General features: G+C 67.2%; 26 protein-coding genes. 12 read left to right on the plus strand and 14 right to left on the minus strand.

Annotated features, from left to right (window positions below; translation table 11 throughout):
• Position 1 precedes the first annotated feature (1 nt).
• Positions 2–673 carry a 6-phosphogluconolactonase gene (gene pgl, locus CHB86_RS05390; RefSeq protein WP_089231993.1) on the minus strand — a complete coding sequence of 224 codons (672 nt, stop codon included), beginning with the start codon at positions 671–673 and terminating at the stop codon, positions 2–4.
• Positions 670–2,124, minus strand: coding sequence for a glucose-6-phosphate dehydrogenase (gene zwf, locus CHB86_RS05395; protein ID WP_089231995.1), 1,455 nt, complete (start codon positions 2,122–2,124; stop codon positions 670–672). The genes pgl and zwf overlap by 4 nt, the downstream gene beginning before the upstream one ends.
• A 364-nt stretch (positions 2,125–2,488) precedes the next feature.
• Here zwf and CHB86_RS05400 point away from each other — a divergent pair, with 364 nt between their 5' ends.
• Together CHB86_RS05400 and CHB86_RS05405 are read left to right on the plus strand one after the other, a co-directional pair.
• Positions 2,489–2,974, plus strand: a complete 486-nt coding sequence (locus CHB86_RS05400; RefSeq protein ID WP_089231996.1) for a lytic transglycosylase domain-containing protein — start codon at positions 2,489–2,491, stop codon at positions 2,972–2,974.
• Between the two features lie 38 nt (positions 2,975–3,012).
• The gene (locus CHB86_RS05405; protein ID WP_089231998.1) at positions 3,013–3,489 is read left to right on the plus strand and encodes a GNAT family N-acetyltransferase; all 477 of its coding nucleotides are present in this window, start codon (positions 3,013–3,015) and stop codon (positions 3,487–3,489) included.
• A 61-nt stretch (positions 3,490–3,550) separates the two neighbouring features.
• Here the strand turns inward: CHB86_RS05405 and CHB86_RS05410 are convergent, their stop codons facing one another.
• The 3 genes from CHB86_RS05410 to CHB86_RS05420 form a co-directional block, all read right to left on the minus strand.
• A complete protein-coding gene (locus CHB86_RS05410) occupies positions 3,551–4,156 on the minus strand; it encodes a biotin transporter BioY (protein WP_089231999.1) in 606 nt (201 codons plus the stop codon).
• A 69-nt stretch (positions 4,157–4,225) separates the two neighbouring features.
• Positions 4,226–4,651 carry a DUF6314 family protein gene (locus tag CHB86_RS05415; RefSeq protein ID WP_089232000.1) on the minus strand — a complete coding sequence of 142 codons (426 nt, stop codon included), beginning with the start codon at positions 4,649–4,651 and terminating at the stop codon, positions 4,226–4,228.
• A gap of 116 nt (positions 4,652–4,767) precedes the next feature.
• Positions 4,768–5,871, minus strand: coding sequence for an alkene reductase (locus tag CHB86_RS05420; RefSeq protein WP_089232001.1), 1,104 nt, complete (start codon positions 5,869–5,871; stop codon positions 4,768–4,770).
• A gap of 223 nt (positions 5,872–6,094) precedes the next feature.
• Here CHB86_RS05420 and purB point away from each other — a divergent pair, with 223 nt between their 5' ends.
• From purB to CHB86_RS05435, 3 genes are all read left to right on the plus strand, one after another.
• Positions 6,095–7,402, plus strand: a complete 1,308-nt coding sequence (purB, locus tag CHB86_RS05425; protein WP_089232569.1) for an adenylosuccinate lyase — start codon at positions 6,095–6,097, stop codon at positions 7,400–7,402.
• A 294-nt stretch (positions 7,403–7,696) separates the two neighbouring features.
• Complete coding sequence (locus CHB86_RS05430) at positions 7,697–8,905, plus strand: DMP19 family protein (protein WP_176442782.1); 1,209 nt, start codon at positions 7,697–7,699, stop codon at positions 8,903–8,905.
• A gap of 68 nt (positions 8,906–8,973) precedes the next feature.
• Positions 8,974–9,162 (plus strand): hypothetical protein, encoded by a 189-nt coding sequence (locus CHB86_RS05435; RefSeq protein ID WP_089232003.1) that lies wholly within the window; start codon positions 8,974–8,976, stop codon positions 9,160–9,162.
• 3 nt (positions 9,163–9,165) lie between these two features.
• Here the strand turns inward: CHB86_RS05435 and CHB86_RS05440 are convergent, their stop codons facing one another.
• Together CHB86_RS05440 and CHB86_RS05445 are read right to left on the minus strand one after the other, a co-directional pair.
• Positions 9,166–9,396: a (Na+)-NQR maturation NqrM gene (locus tag CHB86_RS05440; protein WP_089232004.1), complete on the minus strand. Its 231-nt coding sequence runs from the start codon at positions 9,394–9,396 to the stop codon at positions 9,166–9,168.
• A 33-nt stretch (positions 9,397–9,429) separates the two neighbouring features.
• Complete coding sequence (locus tag CHB86_RS05445; RefSeq protein WP_089232005.1) at positions 9,430–10,455, minus strand: FAD:protein FMN transferase; 1,026 nt, start codon at positions 10,453–10,455, stop codon at positions 9,430–9,432.
• Between the two features lie 277 nt (positions 10,456–10,732).
• On the opposite strand from CHB86_RS05445, the gene CHB86_RS05450 reads away from it, so the two are divergent.
• From CHB86_RS05450 to CHB86_RS05480, 7 genes are all read left to right on the plus strand, one after another.
• On the plus strand, positions 10,733–12,082 hold the full coding sequence (locus CHB86_RS05450) for a Na(+)-translocating NADH-quinone reductase subunit A (protein WP_089232570.1): 1,350 nt from the start codon (positions 10,733–10,735) through the stop codon (positions 12,080–12,082).
• Between the two features lie 3 nt (positions 12,083–12,085).
• Positions 12,086–13,297, plus strand: a complete 1,212-nt coding sequence (locus CHB86_RS05455) for an NADH:ubiquinone reductase (Na(+)-transporting) subunit B (RefSeq protein WP_089232006.1) — start codon at positions 12,086–12,088, stop codon at positions 13,295–13,297.
• On the plus strand, positions 13,290–14,099 hold the full coding sequence (locus CHB86_RS05460) for a Na(+)-translocating NADH-quinone reductase subunit C (protein ID WP_089232007.1): 810 nt from the start codon (positions 13,290–13,292) through the stop codon (positions 14,097–14,099). The genes CHB86_RS05455 and CHB86_RS05460 overlap by 8 nt, the downstream gene beginning before the upstream one ends.
• Positions 14,099–14,752: an NADH:ubiquinone reductase (Na(+)-transporting) subunit D gene (locus CHB86_RS05465; protein WP_089232008.1), complete on the plus strand. Its 654-nt coding sequence runs from the start codon at positions 14,099–14,101 to the stop codon at positions 14,750–14,752. The genes CHB86_RS05460 and CHB86_RS05465 overlap by 1 nt, the downstream gene beginning before the upstream one ends.
• Positions 14,752–15,360, plus strand: a complete 609-nt coding sequence (gene nqrE / locus CHB86_RS05470; protein WP_089232009.1) for an NADH:ubiquinone reductase (Na(+)-transporting) subunit E — start codon at positions 14,752–14,754, stop codon at positions 15,358–15,360. The genes CHB86_RS05465 and nqrE overlap by 1 nt, the downstream gene beginning before the upstream one ends.
• A 13-nt stretch (positions 15,361–15,373) precedes the next feature.
• Positions 15,374–16,594, plus strand: a complete 1,221-nt coding sequence (gene nqrF, locus CHB86_RS05475) for an NADH:ubiquinone reductase (Na(+)-transporting) subunit F (RefSeq protein ID WP_089232010.1) — start codon at positions 15,374–15,376, stop codon at positions 16,592–16,594.
• Positions 16,595–16,814: 220 nt separating this feature from the next.
• A complete protein-coding gene (locus CHB86_RS05480) occupies positions 16,815–17,336 on the plus strand; it encodes a CBS domain-containing protein (protein ID WP_089232011.1) in 522 nt (173 codons plus the stop codon).
• A 203-nt stretch (positions 17,337–17,539) separates the two neighbouring features.
• On the opposite strand, the gene CHB86_RS05485 is transcribed toward CHB86_RS05480, so the two are convergent.
• The 7 genes from CHB86_RS05485 to CHB86_RS05515 all read right to left on the minus strand — a co-directional run bounded on the left by CHB86_RS05485 (position 17,540) and on the right by CHB86_RS05515 (position 25,526).
• A complete protein-coding gene (locus tag CHB86_RS05485; RefSeq protein WP_089232012.1) occupies positions 17,540–18,586 on the minus strand; it encodes a Gfo/Idh/MocA family protein in 1,047 nt (348 codons plus the stop codon).
• Between the two features lie 91 nt (positions 18,587–18,677).
• On the minus strand, positions 18,678–19,712 hold the full coding sequence (locus CHB86_RS05490) for a trans-3-hydroxy-L-proline dehydratase (RefSeq protein ID WP_089232013.1): 1,035 nt from the start codon (positions 19,710–19,712) through the stop codon (positions 18,678–18,680).
• Complete coding sequence (locus CHB86_RS05495; protein ID WP_089232014.1) at positions 19,712–21,757, minus strand: NADH:flavin oxidoreductase; 2,046 nt, start codon at positions 21,755–21,757, stop codon at positions 19,712–19,714. The genes CHB86_RS05490 and CHB86_RS05495 overlap by 1 nt, the downstream gene beginning before the upstream one ends.
• Before the next feature lie 94 nt (positions 21,758–21,851).
• Positions 21,852–22,985 carry an ABC transporter permease gene (locus tag CHB86_RS05500; protein WP_089232015.1) on the minus strand — a complete coding sequence of 378 codons (1,134 nt, stop codon included), beginning with the start codon at positions 22,983–22,985 and terminating at the stop codon, positions 21,852–21,854.
• Positions 22,982–23,914 (minus strand): ABC transporter ATP-binding protein, encoded by a 933-nt coding sequence (locus CHB86_RS05505; protein ID WP_245837756.1) that lies wholly within the window; start codon positions 23,912–23,914, stop codon positions 22,982–22,984. The genes CHB86_RS05500 and CHB86_RS05505 overlap by 4 nt, the downstream gene beginning before the upstream one ends.
• A complete protein-coding gene (locus CHB86_RS05510; RefSeq protein ID WP_089232016.1) occupies positions 23,911–24,867 on the minus strand; it encodes an HlyD family secretion protein in 957 nt (318 codons plus the stop codon). Before CHB86_RS05510 ends, CHB86_RS05505 begins: the two co-directional genes overlap by 4 nt.
• Positions 24,864–25,526 carry a CerR family C-terminal domain-containing protein gene (locus CHB86_RS05515; RefSeq protein ID WP_089232017.1) on the minus strand — a complete coding sequence of 221 codons (663 nt, stop codon included), beginning with the start codon at positions 25,524–25,526 and terminating at the stop codon, positions 24,864–24,866. Before CHB86_RS05515 ends, CHB86_RS05510 begins: the two co-directional genes overlap by 4 nt.
• Positions 25,527–25,558: the final 32 nt, after the last annotated feature.

The raw sequence follows: 25,558 nt of genomic DNA on the forward strand, positions 1-25,558 counted from the left end.
CCTATTCTGCCCAGTGAACGGTTGCGTCACCCAATACCGCCTTCACCGGCGCTTCGCGAGGCGACAAGCTGCGCGCCTTTTCCAGCGCCGCGCGCTTTTCCGGCCCGGTGATCAGGATATGGGTCGAGAGCGCGCCCTGCAGCACCGGCGCGGTCAGGGTCATGCGCGGCTCGCCCGCCGCCTCGGCGCGCAGCGCCATCACCGGCGGCGCGTCGTCCGACAGCGCCTCTTCCAGCCGGTCCGCGCCCGGGAAGAGCGAGGCGGTGTGCATGTCGCCGCCCATCCCCAGCAGCAGCACGGTGATCGGCAGCACCGCCTCCACCTGCTGACCGAGTTCCTCCAGCGCGTCTTCGGGCGTGGGCGCATCCATGTAGAGCGACTGCAGCCTGGCCGATGCCGCCTGGTTCACCAGGAGCCGCTTGCGCACCAGCCGCGTGTTGGAGCGCGGATGATCCTCCGGCACCCAGCGTTCGTCGCCCAGGAGCACCGTCACCCGGCTCCAGTCCAGCTTGGACGCCGAGAGCGAGTCGAAGGCCGGCCCAGGGGTGGTGCCGCCGGGCACACAGAGCGTGGCGCGGTCCTGGGTCAGCAGCGTGTTCTTCAGCTCGCTCGACAGCCGGTCGGCGAGGTTGATCATCATCAGGTCGCGGTCGGGGTATTCGATGAACTTCATGGCCGGATCTCCCTCCATCGCCTGCCGTCCCGGTGCAGCAGCATGAGCGCGTCGTCCGGGCCCGAGCTGCCCTGCTCGTAGGGGCTCGGCACGTGGCCGCGGGCCTCCCAGTCGGCGATCACCGGATCGGTCCAGGCCCAGGCGGCCTCGACCTCGTCGCCGCGCATGAACAATGTCTGGTTGCCCCGGATCACGTCCATGATCAAGCGTTCGTAGGCATCGGGAATGTCCGCCGCCTGCTCGCCGAGCGCCTCGGCAAAGGACATGTCGAGCGGCACGTCGATCAACCGCATGCCGCCCGGCCCCGGTTCCTTGATGGTTACGGTCATCTGCATCCCCTCGTTGGGCTGTAGCCGGATCGTGAGCACGTTTGAGTGACGCCCCTGCGGCACGTCAAAGATCGAATGCGGCGCGTCCTTGAAGACGATGGCGATCTCGGAGGCCCGCGCCTTCAGCCGCTTGCCGGTGCGGATGTAGAAGGGTGTGCCCGCCCACCGCCAGTTCGACACCGACATGCGCATGGCGATGAAGCACTCGGTCCGACTGCGCGGGTCGCCCACGTCCTCGAGGTAGCTCGGCCCGTCCGGCCCCTCCCGGTACTGACCGCGCACGAGATCGTCGGGCCGCACCGGCTCGAGCGCGCGGATCACCTTGAGCTTCTCGTCGCGCACCGCGTCGGGATCGTAGCGCGACGGCGGTTCCATCGCGATCAGGCAGAGCAGTTGCAGCAGGTGGTTCTGCACCATGTCCCGCATCGCGCCGGAGCGGTCGTAATACTCGCCGCGCCCGCCCACACCCACCGTCTCGGCGACGGTGATCTGGATGTGATCCACGTATTGGCTGTTCCACAGCGGCTCGAACAGCATGTTGCCGAAGCGGACGGCCATAAGGTTCTGGACCGTCTCCTTCCCGAGGTAATGGTCGATCCGGTAGATCTGCGTCTCGTCGAAATGGCAGGCCAGGCTCTGGTTGAGCGCCTTGGCCGAGGCGAGGTCGTGGCCGAAAGGCTTCTCGACCACGATCCGGGCATTGTCGTCGGCGATGCCGTGATCCTTCAGCCGCTCCGCGATCGGTCCGAACAGCGAGGGCGCGACCGAGAAATAGAAGGCATGCACCACGTCGGGGCGAATATGTTCTTTCAGCTCGGCCCAGCCGCCGTCGCCCTTGGCATCCACCTGCACATAGCTCAGCAGCGACAGGAATTCCTCCACCCGCTCCTTGTCCAGCGCGCTGGCCGGCATGAATTCCTCCAGCGACTCGCGGGTCAGCTTCCGGAAGCCCTCGTCATCCATCTCGCTGCGGGCGGCGCCGATGACCCGCGCCTCGGGCGGCATCTGTCCATCGGCAAGGCGCCGGTAGAGCCCGGGAAGGATCTTGCGGCGGGCCAGGTCCCCGGTGCCGCCGAAGATTACCAGATCGAAGGGCTCTACGGGGATGATGCGTGCGACCATGTTCATGCTCCTGCCATGCGCCATCCTCTCAGGCGCCGCGCCACTGTTAGCGCAAACAGCGGCATTCTCCAAGCCATCTCGACGGCCTCCAGGACCATGCCGCCCCGTCGCCCCCCCGATAACAGGAAACGACACCCGGCGGAACAGAACGCTGTGATTGATCGGGAAAAAATGCGACACGATCGCCCTCGCCGAATGGAGAGCGCCCGGTTTGGCGCGGTCTGCCCCGCGTTCAGTCGGCGCGCGCACGGATTGGCGGAAAATCGCGTATCGGGCGGTGCAGGCTCCCCGGGGTCACTCGCCCCCTCTTGCCGGGTTCGGAGCCGCTGGCTATCGGAAATGAAACAACGGCTGGAGCCCCTCGATGCGTTGCAAGACTCCCGGTAAGTCGCTGGCCCCGCTGGCCTGTCTCTGCGCCCTTGTCTTTTCGGCCTGCGGAGATGGCGGCGGCGGCGCCGATCGCCGCCAGAGCTTCAACACCCCGCTTCATCCCAACGAAACCCCGGAACTCCGGGTACTGATCAACAAATACGCCGCCGAATACGATCTGCCGCCCGAGTTGATCCACCGGCTCGCGATCCGCGAAAGCACCCACCGCCCGGCAGCCCGCAACGGCCCCTACTACGGCCTGCTCCAGATCCTGCCCCAAACCGCCCGCACCATGGGCCACGACGGCCCGCCCACCGAACTGCTCGATCCCGAAACCAACCTGAAATACGCCGGCAAGTACCTGCGCGGCGCCTGGCTGGTCTCGGACGGCGACCCGGACGAGGCGATCTCCTGGTACGCGCGCGGCTATTACTACGAGGCCAAGCGGCTCGGGATGCTGGAGGAAACCGGGTTGCGGTGAGCCGGCGCAGGGCTGCGCCGCACGAGGAAATGCCCGGCATGACCGACCCCGCCATCACCTGGGTGTGCCTGACCGAGATCGCCCCTGAGGAGATCGCGGCGCACATGTCCGACCCGCGGGTGGCGGAACACCTGCCCTTGCTCACGCTTCCTTTTGACAGGTCCGCGGCCGAGGCGTTCGTCGCCGCCAAGGAGGCCTGCTGGCGGCGAGACGGGCTCGGCCACTGGGCCTTCCTGCGCGAGGGCGCCTATGTCGGATGGGGCGGGTTCCAGAAGGAAGGGGACGAGTGGGATTTCGGGCTGGTGCTGCGGCCTGACTGCTTCGGGCTCGGTCTGCCCATCGCGCGCAAGGCGCTCGCATTCGCCCGGCAGGATCCGCGGATCCCCTTCGTCACCTTCCTGCTTCCGCCATCCCGGCGCCATCTCGGCGCGCTGTCACGGCTTGGCGCAGCCCCTGTCGGACAGGTCGAACTGGCCGGCGCGACCTTTCTGAAGTTCCGGCTGGAAACCTCCTGAAACAAACGAAAAAGGCGCTGCCGAAGCAGCGCCTTTCCGTAAAGCGTCGATATCTCGCCGATCAGCCGCGGGCCTTGCCCACCAGCTTCCAGACGGCCGGCAGCAGCATCGCAGCCAGCGCCAGCTTCAGCGCGTCGCCGACGAGGAACGGGGTCAGGCCCCAGGCCAGAATCGGCTGGTCCCAGCCGTAGAGCTGGCCGAGCCACAGCAGGCCGGGCACGTAGATCAGCGCGTTGCCGACCAGCATGGCGACGGCCATCTTGGGCGCCGAGCGGTCCCAGCCGAAGCGGGCGAACCAGCCGAGCGCGACGGTGGCCAGCACGTAGCCCACGAGGTAGCCGCCGGTGCCGCCCATCATGTACTCAAGGCCATTCATTTCCGCCGAGGTGCCTGCGAAGACGTCGAAGCCGAGTGCACCGATCAGCATCCAGCCGAGCATGGTGGTCAGGCCGAGGCGCGGGCCATAGGCGGCGGCGATGGTCAGCACGCCGAATGTGCCGAGGCTGACCGGCACCGGCGAGCCGGGAACCGGGAACTTGATCTGCGCCGAAATCGCCAGCAGGGCGATGCCCAGCACCACCAGCACCGCCTGCTTGATGCGCAGCGCGGTTCCCTCGCTGGGGCCGATCGCCTCCACAAGGGCCTTGTCGAAAGTTGCCTGGGCCATATCCCCGATCTCCTCGTACGTATGGATTGTCCTCGCCAGATGTGCCGCAAAGCAGCGCGCACCGCAAGATCACGTAGGGTGATACCAGCTTTGCATCGTGTAATTCTTCCGCGGCCCGTCGACGCTCCAGCGGCTCGACCATGCCGGCCATGCCGAGAACTCATAGGCGACGCGATAGCTGTCGGGGTCGCACCAATGCGAAGCGGAAGGGGCGCCGCCGGGCCGGAAGGTATGAAAGGGCCGTCCATCCTCGAAAAAGACTTCGATATCTGCGCCTTGCGCCATCCAGCGATAGCGGCGCGTGGCCTGCAGGGGCGGCGCGCCGGGGGCGATCAGGGTGCCGGTTTCGCTGTAGTCGAGGCCCGCGTCCCGGGGCGTGAAACGCGCCTCGCCCTCCAGCCGCATCACAACGCCGGCGCGGTGATCGTCGATCCGCCGTTCCAGCCGCCAGAGCCCGGCGAAATCCTCAAGCTGCGGCGCTTTGACCTCGTCCATGCGTCTCCCCTGCCCGGTTCGTCCCGTCCCGGGACGCATCCGTTGATCGCAGGGCGGCGCGGCGGAGGCAAGACGCAGACGCCCCGCGGGATCTCCGCGGGGCGTTGTCAGGACGGTCAGGCCGCCGTGCGGTCGCTGTCGAGGAAGGGATAGTCCACGTAGCCCTCCGCGCCGCCGCCGTAGAAGGTGGACTGGTCCGGCGCGTTCAGCGCAGCTCCCCGGCGCAGGCGCTCCGGCAGGTCGGGATTGGCGATGAAGGCGCGCCCGATGCTGACGGCGTCCGCGTGGCCGCTCGCCACGGCTTCCGCCGCACCCTCGCCGTCATAGCCGCCGTTGGCCATGTAGAAACCATCGTAGCGGGCCCGCAGGCGTCCGAGCAGCGCGCGGTCCGCCTCGCTGGCGTCCGACCCCGGGAAGGCCTCGACGACGTGGAGATAGGCCAGCCCCTTGCCGCCGATCATCTCGTAGACCGGGCCGAACAGCCCCTCGGGATCGCTGTCGCGGATGTCGTTGGCCTGGCCCAGCGGCGACAGGCGCACGCCGATCCGGTCGCGGTCCCACACCTCCGACACCACGTCGATGACCTCGGACAGAAGACGCATCCGGTTCTCGACCGAGCCGCCATAGGCATCCTCGCGCCGGTTGACGCCATCCTGCAGGAACTGGTCGAGCAGGTAACCGTTGGCGGCGTGGATCTCGACCCCGTCGAACCCGGCCTGTTTCGCCATCTCGGCAGCGTGGCGATAATCGGCGATCACCTCGGCGATGCCCTCCGCGCTCAGCGCCTCCGGCTCGGAGACCGGCTCGAACCCCTTGGCGGTGAAGGTCTGCGCCTCGGCCCGAACGGCGGAGGACGAGACCGGCGCGCGCCCGTCGGGCAGCAGCGAGGAATGGCTGATCCGGCCGACATGCCAGAGCTGGACAAAGATCCGCCCGCCCGCGGCATGGACCGCATCGGTGATGGTCTTCCAGGCGGCGACATGCTCCGGCGCGTAGATGCCCGGCGTGTCCAGATAGCCCTTGCCCATCGCCGAGATCTGCGTCGCCTCCGTCAGCAGCAGCCCGGCGCTGGCGCGCTGCGCGTAATAGGTCGCGGCCAGCTCCTTCGGCGTTCCGTCCGGGTGTGCGCGGTTGCGGGTGAGCGGCGCCATCAGGATCCTGTTGGGCAGTTCCACCGCCCCCATCCTGACCGGTTCGAACAATTTGCTGCTATCCGTCATCTTGCGTCTCCTAAGAATGTCTCTTCGCTTCAGGGGATGTAGGCCCGCGCCGGCCGAATTGTTCCGTGCCCGGCCGCAGGGCGCCTGTGCGGAAATGCGCGCCCCGCCTCCGCGCCGATCGGCCGCTGCCCCCGCCCCGCAGACCGCTTGCCGAGCCATGCCGAAGCCTCTATGCCCGGACGCGTTCGACAATCGCGCCAACAATCACGCCGAGGGCCCGCCGATGATCCCCCGTTATTCCCGCCCCGAGATGGTCGCCATCTGGTCGCCCGAGACGAAATTCCGCATCTGGTACGAGATCGAGGCCCATGCCTGCGACGCCCAGGCCGAGCTCGGCGTGATCCCCAAGGCGAATGCCGAAGCCGTCTGGAAGGCGAAGGACGTCGAGTTCGACGTCGCCCGGATCGACGAGATCGAAGCCGTCACCAAGCACGACGTCATCGCCTTTCTCACCCACCTGGCCGAGATCATCGGCAACGATGAGGCGCGGTTCGTCCACCAGGGCATGACCTCCTCCGACGTGCTCGACACCTGCTTCAACGTGCAGCTGGTGCGCGCCGCCGACATCCTGATCGAGGACATGAAGGGGCTGCTCGCCGCGCTCAAGCGCCGCGCCTACGAGCACAAGGACACCGTCCGCATCGGCCGCTCCCACGGCATCCACGCCGAGCCCACGACCATGGGCCTGACCTTCGCGCGCTTCTACGCCGAGATGGACCGCAACCTCTCCCGCCTGCGCGACGCCCGGGCCGAGATCGCCACCGGCGCGATCTCCGGCGCGGTCGGCACTTTCGCCAACATCGACCCGGCGGTCGAGGAGCATGTCTGCGCCAAGCTGGGCCTCGTGCCCGAGCCGATCTCGACGCAGGTGATCCCGCGCGACCGGCACGCCGCCTTCTTTGCCACGCTCGGCGTCGTTGCCAGCTCGGTCGAGAACATCGCCATCGAGATCCGCCACATGCAGCGCACCGAGGTGCTGGAAGCGGCGGAGTTCTTCTCGATGGGCCAGAAGGGCTCCAGCGCGATGCCGCACAAGAAGAACCCGGTGCTGACCGAGAACCTCACCGGCCTTGCCCGGCTGGTGCGGATGGCGGTGATCCCGGCAATGGAGAACGTGGCGCTCTGGCACGAGCGCGACATCTCCCATTCCTCGGTCGAGCGGAACATCGGCCCGGACACCACGATCACGCTCGACTTCGCGCTGGCGCGGCTGACCAGCGTCATCGACAAGCTGCTGGTCTACCCGGAGAACATGCTCGACAACATGAACAAGTTCCCCGGCCTGGTCATGTCGCAGCGCGTCCTGCTGGCGCTGACCCAGGCGGGCGTGAGCCGCGAGGACGCCTATCGGCTGGTCCAGCGCAACGCGATGAAGGTCTGGGACCACCGCACCGATTTCCGCGAGGAACTTCTGGCCGACGAGGAAGTGCGCGCGGCACTCTCCGAGGAGGAGATCAACGAGAAATTCGACCTCGGCTACCACACCAAGCACGTCGATACGATCTTCGGCCGGGTCTTCGCCGAGGAGTGACCATTCCCCGACGGGCCGGCCCACCCGGCCCGTCGTCCACCGAATTTCCACGATTTTTTCGCGCCATGGTTGCGCATACGGCACCAAACACGGCCTTTCCGGGCGACTGTTCGGAATGAGGCCACCCGCCGACCACAAATTCGCCAACCTCAGGGCGTTAGATGCGGAGACGGCCCAGCCCGCACGATTCTTGAGGTTCCCATGTTCCAGAAGCTCTTCGCCCGACTCCGACCGGCGAGTTCGGGGAGACACTCCAGCCAACAGAGCGGCAGCCGCCGTCTGGACAGCATCGTCGTGCCCCGTTCCGCCATCGAAGCCCTGGAAGACGAGCCGCATCGCCTCGTCGCGGCCGTGGTCGACTACGTCAATCACCTGGTGTCGGGCGGTCTCTATTCCCGGAACGACATCCCGCAGGAGGCCATCCAGCTCTATCACTGCGACTATTATTTCGCGCAGGTGATGGACGGCGGCCATTCCCAGTTCGTCGGCAACAGCCTCGCCAATCTCGATTTCATCCTGTCCGACGTCTCCAAGGGGCTGCGCGCTGCCGGTGCGGGCGAATACCGCAAGATCTTCGACGACATGCGGCGTTGGGTATCTCGCCACCCCCGCAAGGCCCAGAAGCTGACCGGGTTCGAGGGCGGCATCGCCCCGGAGATGGAGGCGCTCGACGCCCGGTTCTTCGAACTCGAGGATTCTTCGGACCTGACGACCTACCTGGCGCAGTGGATCGCCGCCCTGCCCGCTCTCGAAGTGGTCGATGACGACGCGATCACGGAGATCATGGCGGAACTGACCGCGCCGATGGACGCGGCGGACGACCTCGCCGTGACCCGCGACATCGCCCGGATCTCCCTGCAGCTCTCGGACCCGACCCATCTCGGCTTCGGCCTCGCCGCCGCCTCCCGGATGCCCCCCGAGGCCATGGTCCAGCTCGGCGGCGCCTCCAGCATGAAGATCTCCGAGGGGCGCGAGGATTACGCCTTCCTGGTCCGGACCATCGTCGACACCCGCTTCGGCGTGCAGAGCGCCAAGGGCTTCGAGCTGTTCGAGCGGATCGAGGGCGGCTCGGCCGACGCGGCCGCGCGCCGCAAGCCGGCCGAAGGTAACGAGCTGTCGCTCGAAGGCGTTCTCGACTTCAAGGCGCCGGAGGTCGGCAAGCGGATCGCCTACGTGCCGCGCAAGCTGGTCGACATCGCTGCGCTGGTCGCCGAGCGCTACCGCGCCGCGGCGGCCGTCGACCTGATGCTGCGCCGCCTGCCCCGCACGCCGGAGGTCGACTACGTCTCCGTCCGCAGCGTCGGCAAGGGCGACACCGGCAAGCTGGGCATGACGCTGCTGATCGTCACCGACAAGGCGAACCGCGCCTTCTGCGCCGCGGTCGAGGCCGATGGCGCCCGGCTGCTCTCCGAGCCCGACCACGACGTGCTGATCACCGCGACGCGGGCCGAGATCGCCGCCCACGCGGAGAAGTTCGCGGAGGAAGAGTCCGACGAGGACTGACGCCAGGCACTGGAATCCGGGTGGCATCTGTGCCATCCGGGCGACGTTCCGCGCTTCCGAAGGTCCCGATGCCCGACACGCTCACCCTCACGCCGCTGACGGCGACGCTGCTCCTGCTGGTCATGGTCTTTGCCGGAAGGGCATTTCGCCAGAACTGGAAAGCCCAGGGTCCGCGGTGGGTGGCCAAGGCGTGGCTCTACGGCGTGCCGGCGCTGATCGCCTTCGCCGCCCTGGCCTTCATCCCGCTGGAAATGTGATCGTCACATCTCTTCGACGATCTTCTGCGCCCGCTTGCACTGAAGCTTGTCGCGCAGCGGGCTGTCGGGGTCGATGTCCTTCTGGCAGACCACGCATTTGTCGGCGCCCGAGATCGCGTTGAGCCCGCCGCAGCTTCCCTTGATGCGCATCCGGGGCCCCACCAGCATGACGCCGATGGACATGCCGCCGATGACGAGGGCGAGCAGGACGAAGGCGAGCGCGAAAGTGGCCATGGTCAGGGATCCTTGTGTCGGGCTGCGTCGAACTTATTCGCCTGCGCGCAGCTTTTCAAACGCCGGGCTGGCCTGTTTCACGTATTCCTGATCGGCGCCGGCCTCGGCGCGCGAGATGAAGAACACCGCGAGATCGTTGGCCTCGGCCACCGCCATGCCCTCTTCCTCGCCCAGCACCATCATCGCCGTCGCGAGCGCATCGGCCATCATGCCGCTCTCCGCCAGCACCGTGACCGAGGTGGCGCGGTGGGTGACGGGCCGGCCCGTGGTCGGGTCGATCAGGTGGGAATAGCGCACGCCGTCCTGCTCGAAGAAGTTGCGGTAATCGCCGCTCGTCGCCATGCCGAGATCGGAGACCGGCAGCACCATCTCGACCGCGTTGGAGGAAGCGTCGGGCGTCTCGATGCCGATCTTCCAGGGCTCGCCCTTGTCGTTGACGCCCGCGGCCACCAGGTCGCCGCCGATTTCCACCAGGTAGTTTTCCACCCCGAAGCCGCGCAGGGCCTCCGCCACCGCGTCGTTGCCGTAGCCCTTGGCGATGGCCGACAGGTTCACCGAAACCGCCGGGTCCGACTTGGCAAGCGTGCCCTCGTCCAGCGTCAGGAACCGCGCCTGCCCGACATGCTCCAGCGCCGCGGCGATCTCCGCGTCGGAGGGAATCGGGTCGCCCGGTTTCTTGGCGCCGAAGCCCCAGAGCTCGATCAGCGGGAACAGCGTCACGTCGAACTTGCCGTTCGACATGGCGTGTATGTCGTTGGCGGCGGCCATCACATGGGCGAACTCGGCCGAAATCTCCACCGGGGCGGTCCCGGTATCGGCGTTGAACAGTGAGACCTCCGAATTCGGGTCCCAGTTCGACATCGAGGCGTTGACCGCCTCCAGCGTCTCCTCGACGGCGACGGCGAGCTGGGTTTCGGTCACGTCCTCGGGCACGTCCACGGCGACGACATGATAGGTCGTGCCCATGGTTTCGCCTTCCAGGCGGTAGGTTTCCCCTGTCTCCTCGTCGAAACACCCCGTCAGCAACAGGCCCAGGGGAAGCACGTAGAGAAGCCGCATGGCGATAGTCCCGCATCTGTTCAATTCATGTCGCCGGGGGTCTGGCACCTTTTCCACCGGTCTGTCAACGCGACCGCCGCGCCCATGACTGCGGCAGATGCCCCGGTTGAGGCAATTGGCCCACGTGCAGCTTGTTGCACCGCAGCGTGAGCGCCGCTAAGAGGGTCGGAACTCATCCGCATGCCCATGCATGGCGTGACGCCAGACCCTGGCGCAGGTAATGTCGGACGCGGATCGGGAGTATGATCGTACCGAAATGGACAGCGCAGCGGAACACATGGCCGAATTCACCTTCAAGAAGGGCCTGGACCTGCCGATCAGCGGGGAACCAGACCAGCAGATACACGACGGGCCGGAGATCGCTTCCGTCGCCGTGATCGGCGCCGACACGCTCGGGCTCAAGCCCGGGATGATCGTCGCCGAGGGCGACAGCGTGCGCCGCGGCGACCCGCTCTACCGGCACAAGGACACTCCCGACGTGGTCTTCACCGCGCCGGCGACGGGGCGCGTGCGGGCGATCAACCGCGGCGCTCGCCGGGTCCTGCAGAGCGTCGTGATCGACGTAGACGACATCTTTGACCAGGGTGTCGATTTCGGCGCCCTGCCGGCCGACGCGGAGCCGCAGGCAATCGTCGACAAGCTCTGCCGTTCGGGCCTCTGGACCTCGTTCCGCACCCGCCCCTATTCGCACATCCCCGATCCCGCGACCCGGCCCGCCGCGATCTACGTGACCGCGATGGACACCGAGCCGCTCGCCTCCGATCCGGCGGTCGTGATCGCGGAATCGCCGGACGCCTTCAGCGCCGGCCTTGCGGCCATCGCGCAGCTCTCCGAGGGCAAGACCTGGCTCTGCCACGCGCCGGGGGCCGCGATTCCCGGCGGCGACGTGCCCGGTGTCGAGGTCGCGACCTTCGCCGGCCCGCATCCCGCCGGGCTTGCCGGCACCCACATGCACTACCTCGACACGCCGTCGTCCAGCCGCACGGTCTGGACCATCGGCTGGCAGGACGTGATCGCCGTCGGCCGGCTGATGCAGACCGGCTTTCTCGATTGCGCGCGCGTCATCGCTCTAGCCGGCCCCCGCGCCGCCAATCCGCGGCTGGTGCGCACCAACGTCGGCGCCAACCTCTCCGACCTGACCGCCGGCGAAGTGACCGGCGACGGGCCGGTGCGTGTCATCTCCGGCTCGGTCCTGACGGGCCGGATGTCGGACGGTGGCCCGTTCGACTTCCTCGGCCGCTACGCCCGCGGCGTGACGCTGATCACCGAGGACAAGAAGCAGACCTTCATGGGCTGGATCGCCCCGCGTCGGGACCAGTTCGCCTTCCTGCCGGTGCTGGCCTCGGCCTTCAACCGGGCCGGGAAGTTCGACATGGGCTCGAACCTTCACGGCGGCCGCCGCGCCATGGTGCCGATCGGCATCTTCGAGGAGCTGATGCCGCAGGATTTCCTGCCAACGCAGCTCCTGCGGTCGCTTCTGGTGATGGACACCGACACCGCGCAGGCGCTCGGTGCGCTGGAGCTCGACGAGGAAGACCTCGCGCTCTGCACCTTCGCCTGTCCGGCCAAGTACGAATACGGGATGGCGCTTCGCGACAGCCTGACCAAGATCGAGAAGGAGGGCTGAGCGATGAAGTTCGTTCGTGGGGTCTTCGACAAGATCGAACCGCATTTCGAGAAGGGAGGGCAGTACGAGAAGTACTTCCCGCTCTACGAGGCGGTCGAGAGTTTCTTCTATTCGCCCAAGACGGTCTCCACCGTCGCGCCGCATGCCCGGACCTATTCGGACATGAAGCGCATCATGATCTACGTCTTCCTGGCGACCATGCCCTGCCTGTTCTTCGGCATGTGGAACACCGGTCACCAGGCCAACGTGGCACTCGCCGCGATCGGCGAGGAGGCGATGACCGGCTGGCGCATCGGGCTCATGCAGGCGATCGGTTTCGGGCTGAACCCCGACAACATCCTCTCCAGCATGTTCCACGGCTTCCTGTATTTCCTGCCGATCTACGTCGTCACGATGGTCGTCGGCCTGTTCTGGGAAATCCTTTTCGCCGTGATCCGCGGCCATGAGGTCAACGAGGGCTTCTTCGTCACCTCGATCCTCTACGTGCTGATCCTGCCCGCCTCCGCGCCGCTCTGGCAGGTCGCGCTCGGCATCTCCTTCGGTGTCGTGATCGGCAAGGAAGTCTTTGGCGGCACGGGGAAAAACTTCCTCAACCCCGCGCTCGTGGCCCGCGCCTTCCTCTACTTCGCCTACCCCGCGCAGATGTCGGGCGACGCGATCTGGACCCCGGTCGACGGATTCTCCGGCGCCACCGCGCTCGGCATCACCGCCGCCGAGGGCGTTCCGGGCCTCGCCAACTACGACATCACCTTCTGGAGCGCCTTCTGGGGCACCATCCAGGGCTGCCTGGGGGAAACCTCCTTCGTGATGTGCATGATCGGCCTCGCCTTCCTGCTGGTCACCAAGATCGCCAACTGGCGCCTGGTTGTGGGCTGCACCGCCGGCACCATCGGCTTCAGCCTGCTGCTGAACCTGATCGGATCGGACACCAACCCGATGTTCGGCATGCCCTTCTGGTGGCACATGGTGCTGGGCGGCTGGGCCTTCGGCCTCGCCTTCATGGTCACCGAGCCGGTGACCGCCTCGCACACCAACGTGGGCCGCTTCTGGTACGGCGTGCTGATCGGCTTCATGGTCGTCATGATCCGCGTCATCAACCCGGCCTTCCCGGAAGGCATGATGCTGGCCATCCTGTTCGCAAACATCTTCGCCCCGCTGATCGACTGGTTCGTCGTGCGGGCCAACATCACGCGGAGGGCAAAGCGCAATGCCTGAGCAAGACGAGAACCAGGGCTTCCTCGCCCGCTGGAAGGCGCTCCCCGTGGACTCGGTGCCCAAGACGATCTTCGTCGCCGCGGCGCTCTGCCTGTTCTGCTCCATGGTCGTGGCCTTCGCCGCAGTGAACCTGCGCCCGCTGCAGGAAGCCAACAAACTCAACGACAAGCGGATCAACATTCTGCAGGTCGCCGGCCTCTACGACGCCGGCGAAGACATCGAGGAGGCCTTCGCGGCCTTCGAACCGCGCGTCGTCGACCTGCGGTCCGGCACCTTCACCGACGAGTTCGACGCAACCCAGTTCGACGACCGCGCTGCGGCATCGGATCCGGAGCTGTCGCGTGCGCTGGACGAGGACCCCGCGGGCATCGGCCGGCAGACCAACTTCGCCACGGTCTACCTGCTTAACGACGAGGCCGGTAACCTCGACAAGATCATCCTGCCGATCCACGGCTACGGCCTGTGGTCCACGCTCTACGGCTTCATCGCGCTGGAAGACGACGGCAACCAGATCTACGGCCTGCAGTTCTACGACCATGCCGAAACCCCCGGCCTTGGCGCCGAGGTCGACAACCCGGCCTGGAAGGCGCAATGGCGCGCCAAGGAACTGCGTGACGACAGCGGGGCGCTGAAGATCACCGTGTCCAAGGGCCTGCCCTCGCCTGACATGGAGAACCACCAGGTCGACGCGCTGGCCGGCGCCACGCTGACTTCCGTCGGCGTCGACAACCTCGTTCGCTTCTGGATGGGCGAAAACGGCTTCGCCCCCTTCCTCGAAAACCTCAAGGCGGGAGACGTGTGATGGCGCAGACCCGACGCACCTACCTGGTCGACCCGCTGGTCGACAACAACCCGATCACGCTGCAGGTGCTGGGCATCTGCTCGGCCCTCGCGGTGACATCCTCTCTCAAGGTCTCCTTCGTCATGGCGCTCGCCGTGATCTTCGTGACGGCCTTCTCCTCGATGTTCATCTCGATGCTGCGGAACCACATCCCCGGCTCGATCCGGATCATCGTGCAGATGGTGATCATCGCCAGCCTCGTGATCCTGGTGGACCAGATCCTCAAGGCCTATCTCTACGAGATCTCCAAGACCCTCTCGGTCTTCGTGGGCCTGATCATCACCAACTGCATCGTGATGGGCCGCGCCGAAGCCTTCGCCATGAAAAACCCGCCGATCGACAGCTTCATCGACGGTGTCGGCAACGGGCTCGGCTACGGCCTGATCCTGATGCTGGTGGGTTTTGTCCGCGAGCTCTTCGGCGCCGGCACGCTCTTCGGCATCACCGTCCTGCCGACCGTCAACAACGGCGGCTGGTACGTTCCGAACGGCATGCTGCTGCTGCCGCCCTCGGCCTTCTTCATCATCGGCCTCATCATCTGGGCCTTCCGCACCTGGAAGCCCGAGCAGGTCGAAGACCGTGAATTCAAGATCCAGACCGTGGAGGCGCACTGATGGAGGGACTGATCTCCCTTGCCGTTAAGGCCATCTTCGTCGAGAACCTTGCGCTCTCCTTCTTCCTCGGCATGTGCACCTTCATCGCCGTGTCCAAGAAGATCTCCACCGCGCTCGGCCTCGGCATCTCCGTCATGGTGGTGCAGACCATCACCGTGCCGGCCAACAACCTGATCCTGAACGGCCTGCTCAAGCCCGGCGCGCTCGAATGGGCCGGCTTCGGCGACGTCGACCTCACCTTCCTCGGCCTGATCTCCTACATCGGCGTCATCGCCGCCATGGTGCAGATCCTCGAGATGGTGCTCGATAAGTACTTCCCGCCGCTCTACAACGCGCTCGGCATCTTCCTGCCGCTGATCACCGTGAACTGCGCCATCCTCGGCGGCTCGCTCTTCATGGTGGAGCGTGACTACGGCTTCGCCGAGTCGGTCACCTACGGCGCCTCCTCCGGCTTCGGCTGGGCGCTGGCGATCACCGCCATGGCCGGCGTGCGCGAGAAGCTGAAGTACTCCGACATCCCCGACGGGCTGCAGGGCCTCGGCATCACCTTCATCACCGCGGGCCTGATGGCCATGGGCTTCATGTCCTTCAGCGGCGTGAAACTTTGACGGGAGGCGCAAGATGACCACTTTCATCCTGGGCGTTGCCCTCTTCACCCTGATCGTGCTGGCGCTGGTCACCGTGATCATGCTCGCCCGCTCGCGTCTGGTCTCCAGCGGCAACGTGGCGATCACGATCAACGGCGAAAAGACGATCCACGTGCCCGCCGGCGGCAAGCTGCTGCAGACGCTGGCCGAGCAGAAGCTCTTCGTCCCCTCCGCCTGCGGCGGCGGCGGCACCTGTGCCCAGTGCCGGGTGCGCGTCCACTCCGGCGGCGGCTCCATCCTGCCCACCGAAGAGACCCACATCACCAAGCGCGAGGCCGCCTGCGGCGACCGCCTCTCGTGCCAGGTGGCGGTCAAACAGGACATGGACATCGAGGTCCCCGAAGAGGTCTTCGGCGTCAAGAAGTGGGAGTGCACCGTGCGCTCCAACGAGAACGTCGCGACCTTCATCAAGGCGCTCGTGCTCGAGCTGCCCGAGGGTGAGAACGTCAACTTCCGCGCCGGCGGCTATATCCAGATCGAGGCCCCGGCCCACGAGCTGAAGTACACCGACTTCGACGTCGAGGAGGAATACCGGGAGGACTGGGACCGCTTCAACCTCTGGCAGTACGAATCCAAGGTCGACGAGCCGGTGGAGCGCGCCTACTCCATGGCCAACTACCCCGAGGAAAAGGGCATCATCATGCTCAACGTCCGCGTGGCCTCGCCGCCGCCGGGCAGCCAGGGGATCCCGCCGGGCAAGATGTCGAGCTACATCTTCAACCTCAAGCCGGGCGACAAGGTCACCATCTCCGGCCCGTTCGGCGAGTTCTTCGCCCGCGACACCAAGAAGGAGATGGTCTTCATCGGCGGCGGCGCCGGCATGGCGCCGATGCGCAGCCACATCTTCGACCAGCTCAAGCGGCTCAAGACCGACCGCAAGATCACCTTCTGGTACGGCGCGCGGTCCAAGCGGGAGATGTTCTTCGTCGAGGATTTCGACCAGCTCGCGGCCGAGAACCCGAACTTCACCTGGCACGTCGCGCTGTCCGACGCCCTGCCCGAAGACAACTGGGGCGGCTACACCGGCTTCATCCACAACGTGCTCTTCGAGGAATACCTCAAGAACCACCCGGCGCCGGAGGATTGCGAATACTACATGTGCGGTCCCCCGATCATGAACCAGTCGGTGATCAACATGCTGCTGGACCTGGGCGTGGACCGCGAGGACATCATGCTCGACGATTTCGGCGGCTGAGCCGACCTGCATCGCACCATCGCGGGCCGGGGCATTCCCCGGCCCGTTTTCGTTTGCCCCCGCGCCGTCCGGCGCCAGCCTAGACAGCGCGACATGGCGGACCCGCGAAAAATCTTCTGTGGGATGGGCCGGAACTGGGTCTAAGATACCTCGGAGGGAGCAGAGCGCCCTTCCCCGTCCCGCTCAAGATCGGACGCTGAAACGAAAAAGTGAGAAAGCGATGGTATCCAAGAAAAACGCCCCCCACTTCGGCCACGAGAACCCTCACACGCACAGCCAGTCGGTCGAGGCGGCGGTGACAGGCCCGTCCAAGGCGACCGCAGAGACCATCCTGGCCTCCAAGGGGCATGACGTCATTGCCGTCCGTCCCACCGATTCCATCCATCGCGTCACCGAGGTGATGAAGGAACACGGGATCGGCTCGGTGGTGGTGAAGGATCAGAACGGCCACATGGTCGGCATCCTGACGGAACGCGACATCGTTCGCGGGTTCGCGGACGAGCCGGACAACACCTTCGACGAGACCGCAGGCGACCTGATGACAACCAAGGTCGTCACGGCCTCGCCCGACACGCCGCTGCTGGAGCTGCTGCACCGCATGACCGAGGGCCGCTTCCGTCACATCCCGGTGCTCGATGGCGATCATATCGCCGGGATGATCTCCATCGGCGACGTCGTGAAATTCCGCCTGCGCGAGCTCGAATACGAGACCTTGAAGCTCAAGCAGATGATCGTCGGCTGATCCCAATCCCGCCGCCGGCCTGTCTTGCGTCGCGCTCGACATCGAAGGCATGACACTTGGCACGCGGGGACCATGGGTATTTGGACCAGGAAGAGTAGGAGGACACGTCTTCTTGGCTCAAATACCCATTTCCGACATATCACTGGCAAACCGACAGGCGGTCACATTGCTGGCCGCCTGTCGGTGCGCCTGAACCACCGGGCCTAGGCCAGGTCTTCAAGCCGCAGCGCGCGCTTCTGGCGCGAGGATTCGACCACCGCGTCGATCAGCCGATGGACGTCGAGCGCCTCGCGGCCGGTGACCTTGGGCGGACGCCCCGCGGCGAGCGCCTCGGCGAAATCCTCGATGACGGCCTGGTGCCACCCGTGGGTAAAGGCCATCGGGTTGGCGCCGCCACCCGAGCCGCCGTTGGTGCCCGTGTCGATGACCTCCTGCCGGCCGTCCTGCCAATCGAGCACGATCTGCCGCGAGGTGAGGCGCAGGCTGCCGTCCCGGCCATGCAGGACGATGGATTCCGCCCCGCCCGGGTAGCTCGCGGTGGACGCCACCAGCGATCCCACGGCCCCGGAGGCGAACTCGAGCCCCGCGGTGACAAAATCCTCCGCTTCCATCTTGTGCATCCCGGTGGTGCGGGTCATCGCCTGCACCGTCGTCACCGGGCCGGTGAGCGACAGCATCAGGTTCATCGTATGGATGCCCTGGGTCATCATCACGCCACCGCCATCGCGGGCATAGGTGCCGCGGCCGGGCTCGTCGTAGTAGCTCTGCGGCCGCCACCAGGGGATCGTGGTCTCGACCAGCGCGATCGGGCCGAGCACCCCGCTCTCGACGATCTCCGCGGCCTTCTGCGAGCTCTCCCGCATCCGGTGCTGGAACACCACGCCGAGCGGCACGCCCGCCGCCTCGCAGATCTCGACAACCTGCAGCGCGGCGGCGCTGTCGCGTTCCAGCGGCTTCTCGAGCAGGATCGGCTTCCCGGCCGCCGCGAGCGTCTTCATGATCTCGATCCGCGCGTCCGGCGGCGTGCAGACCAGCACGAAGTCGACGCCGTCGTCAGCGGCCAGCTCCGCCAGGTCGGCATAGACCTTCGGCGCGGCCCCGAGCGTCTCCGTCACCGAGGCGGCGAAGGCCTCGGCGCGCTCCTGCCGTGCGGAAAGCACCCCGCGGAGGCTCAGGCGGCCGGACGTGGCGGCGATGGCGTCGGCATGCGTGCGGGCCACCATCCCGACGCCGATCATGGCAATATGCATTTGAAATACTCGCTCTGTTCCTGGGTTCGGCCCTCGGCCGCGCGAAACCTTGCATGTTCCCCGCGAGTTGACCAGAGCGCGGGCCGCCGTCTCAGCCGGTCGCCTGCCCCCAGGTGTCGCCCAGCCGATAGCCGCCCGGCCAGGGATCGGACGGATCGAGCATGTGCTGGTGGGTGCCGGTGACCCAGCCGCGGCCGCTGATCTCGGGCTGGATCGCGGGAAGAGACCCGACCTTCGTATCGCCGGCGTGCCGCCCGACGAAGAGCGAGTCGATGATCGAGCGCACACTCAGGCACTGCCCCTCGCGCAAATGCCCGCGCGCCGCCAGAACCGCCATGCGGGCCGACACCCCCGTCCCGGTCGGCGAGCGGTCGATCTTGCCCGGCTGGATCCAGACCGCCGAGCGGCTGGCGAACCCGTCGGTCACCGCCTCCAGCGGCGCGGCGAAGTTGCAGAAGGAGATATGGCGCCAGTCCGGGTTCAGCGGGTGATGAAAGCCGAGCTGCGCATTGGCCGCTGCGGTGATCCGCACGCCGAGCTGCGCCAGGTCGCGGGCCTCGTCGGGCCGGATCGCGAAGCCAAGGGCGCGGGCATCGACGATGACGAAGCTGTCGCCGCCAAAGGCGGTATCGACCGTCAGCGTCCCCAGCCCCTCCACCTCCAGCGGCACGTCCAGACGGGCGGCAAAGGACGGCAGGTTGCGCAGGGTGATCCGCTCCGCCTTGCCGTCCCGGCACTCGGCGCGCACCTTCACCAGCCCGCCGGGAGCCTCCAGAAGCAGTTCGGTCACCGGCTCCGTCATCGGCAGGATACCGGTGTCGAGCAGCACCGTGGCCACGCAGATCGTGTTCGAGCCCGACATCGGCGGCGTGTCCTCCGGCTCCATGATCAGGAAGGCGGCATCGGCCTCGGTATGTTTCGGCGGCACCAGCAGGTTCACATGGCGGAACACCCCGCCCCGCGGCTCGTTCAGCACGAAATTCCGCAGCGCGCCGTCCTCGGCCAGGAAGCGTCGCTGCTCCCAGAGCGTCGCGCCCGGGGGCGGCGCGACACCGCCCACGATCACGTCGCCTACCTCGCCCTCGGCATGGGCCGACACCACATGGATCACCTTGGAGCTTCGCATCAGAGGTCCTTCACCAGCCGCAGAGCATCGTAGATCGCGGCATGGGTATTGCGCGGCGCGACCGCGTCGCCAATACGGAAAAGCTGGAACGCGCCCTCCGGGTTGCGGCGCACCTCCTGCGGGCGGCCCGCGATCAGCGCCTCGTAGTCGACCTCGCCAAGGTTCGACGACAGCGGCCGGAGCGCGAAGTAGAGCTCGTCGAGCGGGCGCGTGCCGTAGTTCACCACGACCTGATCCACTTCGATCTCCCGCCGCATCCCGCCGTAATCCGACCCGACGGTCGCCCGGAGGCGGTTGCCCGCGCGGGCAACCCCAACGAGCCGCTGCGCCACGGTGAAGGTGGCCCCCTTCGCCTGCAATGCATCGACGTAAGGCGCGAGGTTCATCCCCATGATATCGGGCGCGAAACTCCGATGCGGTGTCATGACCTCGACGGCAGCCCCGGCCTCGGCCGCAACCTGAGCCGCCTGAAGCCCGGGATGATCGCCGGATTCGTCGTAGAGCAGCACAGATTTCGCAGGCTTCACGTCGCCGGCGATCAGGTCCCAGGTCGTGGTCAGCAAGTCGTTCTCGCCCGCGGTCTCGAACAGCTCCGTGTTCGGCAGGCCACCCGTGGCGACGATTACCACATCCGGATTTTCCGACGCGACATCATCGACTTCCGCCCAGGTATTGAACCGAAAGGTGACATCCCGCGCGGCGCATTGCGCCATCCGCCAGTCGATGATCGAGATCATCTCGCGCCGCCGCGCCGATTGCGCCGTCAGCCGCACCTGCCCGCCCGGATCGCCCGCCGCCTCGAAGACGGTGACGGCATGCCCCCGCTCCGCCGCCACCCGCGCCGCTTCCAGCCCGCCGGGGCCCGCGCCGACGATCACCACCTTGCGGGGCGAGGCCGCCGGCGCGATCTCGTGCGGCATCGTCAGCTCCCGCCCTGTCGCCGCGTTGTGCATGCAGAGCGCCTCGCCGCCCTGGTAGATCCGGTCGAGGCAGTAGTTCGCGCCGACGCAGGGGCGGATGTCGTCTTCCTTCCCGGCCATGATCTTGCGCACGATATGCGGCTCCGCGATGTGGGCGCGGGTCATGCCGACCATGTCGAGCAGCCCCGCCTGCACCGCGTGCCGCGCGGTCGCCACGTCGGGAATGCGCGCGGCGTGGAAGGTCGGCAGGCCGGTCGCGGCCCGCACGGTGCCGGCGAAATCCACATGCGGCGCGCTGCGCATCCCCTGCAGCGGAATGACCTCGGTCAGCGCCGGGTCGGTGTGGATGCGCCCGCGGATCACGTTGAGGAAATCCACCTGCCCCGTCGCCTTCAGCCGCCGGGCGATCTCCAGCCCCATCTCCGGGTCGATCCCGCCGGGGGCGTTCTCGTCGGCGGTGAAACGGACGCCGACAATGAACTCCGGCCCGACGCGTTTGCGGATCGCCTCCAGCACGTCGAGGCCGAACTGCATCCGGCTCTCCAGCGAGCCGCCTCCGTAGGCGCCCTCCAGCGCATTGGTCAGCGGCGACCAGAAATTGTCGATCAGGTGCCCGTAGGCCTCCAGCTCGATCCCGTCCATCCCGCCGTCCTGCATCCGGGCCGCCGCGTCAGCAAAATCCGCGATAATGCGGGCGATATCCCAATCCTCGAGCACCTTCGGGAAGAAGCCGTGCGCCGGCTCGTAATGCGGCCCCGGCGCGACCGAGGGCAGCCAGTCGCCCTTCGACCAGCCGGTGCGCCGCCCGAGGTGCGTGAGCTGGATCATCGCCGCGCAGCCGTGCTCGTGCAGCGCATCGGTCAGGCGCCGGATCCAGGGCACCACCTCGTCCTTCCAAGCCAGCACGTTGTTGAAGGCAGGCGGGCTGTCGCGCGAGACCACGGCGGAGCCCGCCGTCATCGCCAGCGCCACCCCGCCCTTGGCCCGCTCGGCGTGATAGGCGATGTAGCGCTCCTTGGGCATGCCCTCCTCGGGATAGGCCGGTTCGTGGCTGGTCGTCATGATCCGGTTGCGGAGCACCAGGTGCTTCAGGCGGTAGGGTTGCAGCAGCGGATCGTTCGACATCGGGGCCTCGGGGTCGGGAATGCCCGGCCAGAATGACCCGGCGCGGGCCCGTCGCATAGCCCGCCAGCGACAGGATCTGGCCGGGCAGCGCCGCTCAGTCCAGCGTCCGCCGGAACCTGGTGAGCGCCAGCAGCGCATAGGCCAGCACGAAGACGACCAGCGCCGCCATCGGCGCGGAGACGTTCGTCAGGTCCGCCCCCTTGAGCATCACCGCCCGGATCATCCGCAGGAAATGGGTGAGCGGGAAGAACTCGCCCAGAACCTGAGCCCATCCCGGCATCCCGCGGTAGGGAAACATGAAACCCGAGAGCAGCAGCGACGGCAGGAAGAAGAAGAAGGTGAGCTGCATCGCCTGCATCTGAGTGCGCGCGACGGTGGAGATCGTGTAGCCCAGCAGCACCAGCGACAGCACGAAGATGAAGACGCCGACCAGCAGCAGCCACAGCGAGCCCACAAACGGCACACCGAACAGCGCCTTGGCCGCCCCCAGAACCAGCGCCACCTGCACCGCGCCGACGCCGAGATAGGGCAGGATCTTGCCGAGCATGATCTCCAGCCCCGTCGCCGGCATGGCGAGCAGGTTCTCCATCGTGCCGCGCTCCACTTCGCGGGTGAGCGCCATGGAGGTCATCATCACCATGGTCATCTGCAGGATCACGCCCAGCAGCCCCGGCACGATGTTGTACTGCGTGATCCCCTCGGGGTTGTAGCGCCGGTGAACCACCACCTCGAGCTGTCCGCGCGCCGCGTCCTCGGCCATCACGTCCTGCCCGCTCTCGTGAAGCAGCGCCTCGGAGGCCACCTGCCCCAGCGTCGAGATCGCGCCGGAGGCCACGGCGGGGTCGGTGGCGTCGGCCTCGATCAGGATCTGCGGGTTGTCGCCCCGGTCCACCCGGCGGTCGAAATCCGACGGGATGGTCACAACGAAGGACACCGCGCCGCGCTCGATCAGCGCCTCGGCCTCGGCGGCGGAGCTGGTGATGTGGTCGAACCGGTAATAGCCGGTCAGCTCCAGCGCGGTGACGATGGCGCGGGAGTAGCGGTCCTGCGTGGGCGCCACCAGCGCGGCCGGCAGGTCCTTGGGGTCGTTGTTGATCGCGAAGCCGAACAGGATGAGCTGCATCAGCGGCACGCCGATCATCATGGCAAACGTGATCCGGTCGCGCCGCATCTGGATCACTTCCTTGCGGAGCAGCGCACTCAGGCGGCGGAGGGAGAACCAGCTCATGACATGTTGTCCGTCGACTGGTTCATGAAGCGGATGAAGGCATCCTCCAGGCTCGTTTCGGTGGCGCTCATCCGGGTGCCCGTCTCGGCCGCGGCATGCTGCACCGCCGCCTTGAGCGCCTCCGCGTCCCGCCCGACAACGTGCAGCGAGGTGCCGAAGGGCGCGGTCTCGTCGACGCCTGTCATGCCGCGCAGCATCCGCTCGGCGGCAGTGACCTTGTCCATCGGCCCTTCCAGCAGGAAGGTCGTGAGCCCGGCATGGGCGATCACCTCCTCCACGGTGCCCGACGCGACAAGCCGGCCATAGGAGATGTAATTGACGAAATGGCAGCGCTCCGCCTCGTCCATGTAATGGGTCGAGACCAGCACGGTCATGCCGCCCGCCGCGAGGTGGTGGATCTCCTCCCAGAAATCCCGCCGCGCCTTGGGGTCGACACCGGCGGTCGGCTCGTCGAGCAGCAGGAGCTGCGGCTTGTGCATCACGCAGGAGGCGAGCGCCAGCCGCTGTTTCCAGCCGCCCGAGAGCGTGCCAGCGAGCTGGTGCTGGCGGCTGGTCAGCCCCAGCCCCTCCAGCACCTCGTCCACCACCCGCTGCACCGGGCGCAGCGCGTAGAGCCCCGCGACGAAGGCAAGGTTCTCGCGGATCGTCAGGTCCTCGTAGAGCGAGAAGCGCTGCGTCATGTAACCGATCTCGCGCTTGATCCGCCGTGTGTCGCGCCCGAGCCTGTAGCCCAGCACCTCGCCCGAGCCCTCGTCGGCGGTCAGCAGCCCGCACATCACCCGGATCATCGTCGTCTTGCCGGAGCCGTTTGGACCGAGAAACCCGGTGATCTGCCCGCGGTTCACGCTCATCGAGACGTGGTCGACCACCGCCCGCCCGCCGAACCGCTTGACCAGCCCCTCGACGCGGATGGCCGGCTCCGCGCTCACGACGGCGCCTCCGAAAGGCGCACGTCGACGATCTGCCCCGGCTTCAGCTGCGCCGCGCTGGCGTCCGGCCGGGCTTCCACCAGGTAGACCAGCTTCTGGCGGTTATCGAGCGAGTAGATCACCGGCGGGGTGAACTCCGGCGCATCGGCCACATAGGTCACCTGCGCGGTCTGGCCCTCCGGGCAGCCGTCGCAATTGACGTCCAGCACCGACCCGATGGAAAGTTGCGAGACCTCGGATTGCGGCACGTAGAGCCGCAGCAGGACCGCGCCGTCGGGCAGCATCGTCAGCACCGGCGCCTGCGGCCCGGCGATTTCCCCGGCCGTGCGAAGCACCTCGAAGACGGCCCCGTCGGCCGGCGCGGTCAGGGTGCGGCGCTCCAGTTGCCACTCGGCCGAGGCCACCCGCGCCTGCGCCTGTGCGACCGCCGCCTCGGCGGCCTCGATCTCGTGCGGGCGGGCGGGAAGTCGGGCCACCGCGAGATTGGCCTCCACCTCGGCGGCCCGGGCGAGCGCGACGTCGAGCGTGGTCGTCGCATCGTCGAGCTCGGTCTGCGGCGTGATCTGGCGCGCGACCAGCCCCTCGATGCGGGTGACCTCCCGCTCCGCCTCGCGCACCAGCGCCTGGGCCGAGGCCAGCGTCGCCTCGATCACCTCGATCTCCTCCTGACGCCGGCCCTCGCGGAGGTTGGACAGCTCGCTTTCCGCCGCCTCCAACGCCGCCGTCGCCTCGGCAAGGGCGATCGAGGCGTCGCGGGTTTCCATCACCGCCAGCACGTCGCCCGCGGCCATCCTGTCGCCGCGCGCCACCCGCAACTCCTCCACCTGCGCCGTGGTGATCGGCGCGATCAGCCGGTACTCGCCCTCCACGTAGCCCGTCGCCAGCGGGGGCAACCCGGTGCAGGCGGCAAAGAACGTGGCAATCAGCGGGATCGAACAGACGACATCGCTCATGACCCGGGTCTCCTGTTGGCCGCGAAGCTGGCGCGCAGGTTGGCCACCAGCACCTCCGTGATCTGGCGCACCCGCGCCTCGTCCATCCCGTCCCAGTCCATCCGCCGCTGCACGACGTTCTGGCCGATCCGGAAATAGAGCACCTGCCCGATCAGCGAAAAGACCGTGAGCCGGGTGCGCTCGCTCTCCGCCGGCCAGCCGGTCGCAACCTCCCACATCCGGCAGAACGCCCGGTGCCGCGGCTCGATTGCTGCGCGATAGACCTCCTCGACCGCCGGGCCGTCCTCGGCCAACTCGCGCATCATGAAGGCGACGAAATCGGATCTGCCCTGCTCCAGCAGCAGGAAATGCACGAAGGCGGCAATCACCGCCTCGAACACCTTCAGCGCCTGCTCCGGCGTCTCCACCTCCGGCACCCCTGCCCGCCCGACCACCTCGGCGATCCGCTCGGCGATGGCGGCGCCACAGGCGATGCGCAGCCCCTCCTTGCTGCCGAAGTGATAGGCGATGGAGGCGACGTTGGTCTCCGCTGCCTGCGCGATCGCCCGCGTGCTAGTCCCGCGAAAGCCTTCGCGGCCGAAGAGCGTGATGGCGGCATCCAGAAGCGCCTTGCGCGTCTGCTCCGAGGGGCTGGTGCTGTCTTCCGGGCTTTGCGGCATGACGACTCAAAATTCAATCAAACGTTTGATTG

Origin of the sequence: Tropicimonas sediminicola (genome assembly GCF_900188335.1) — a bacterium.
Taxonomy (GTDB): domain Bacteria; phylum Pseudomonadota; class Alphaproteobacteria; order Rhodobacterales; family Rhodobacteraceae; genus Tropicimonas; species Tropicimonas sediminicola.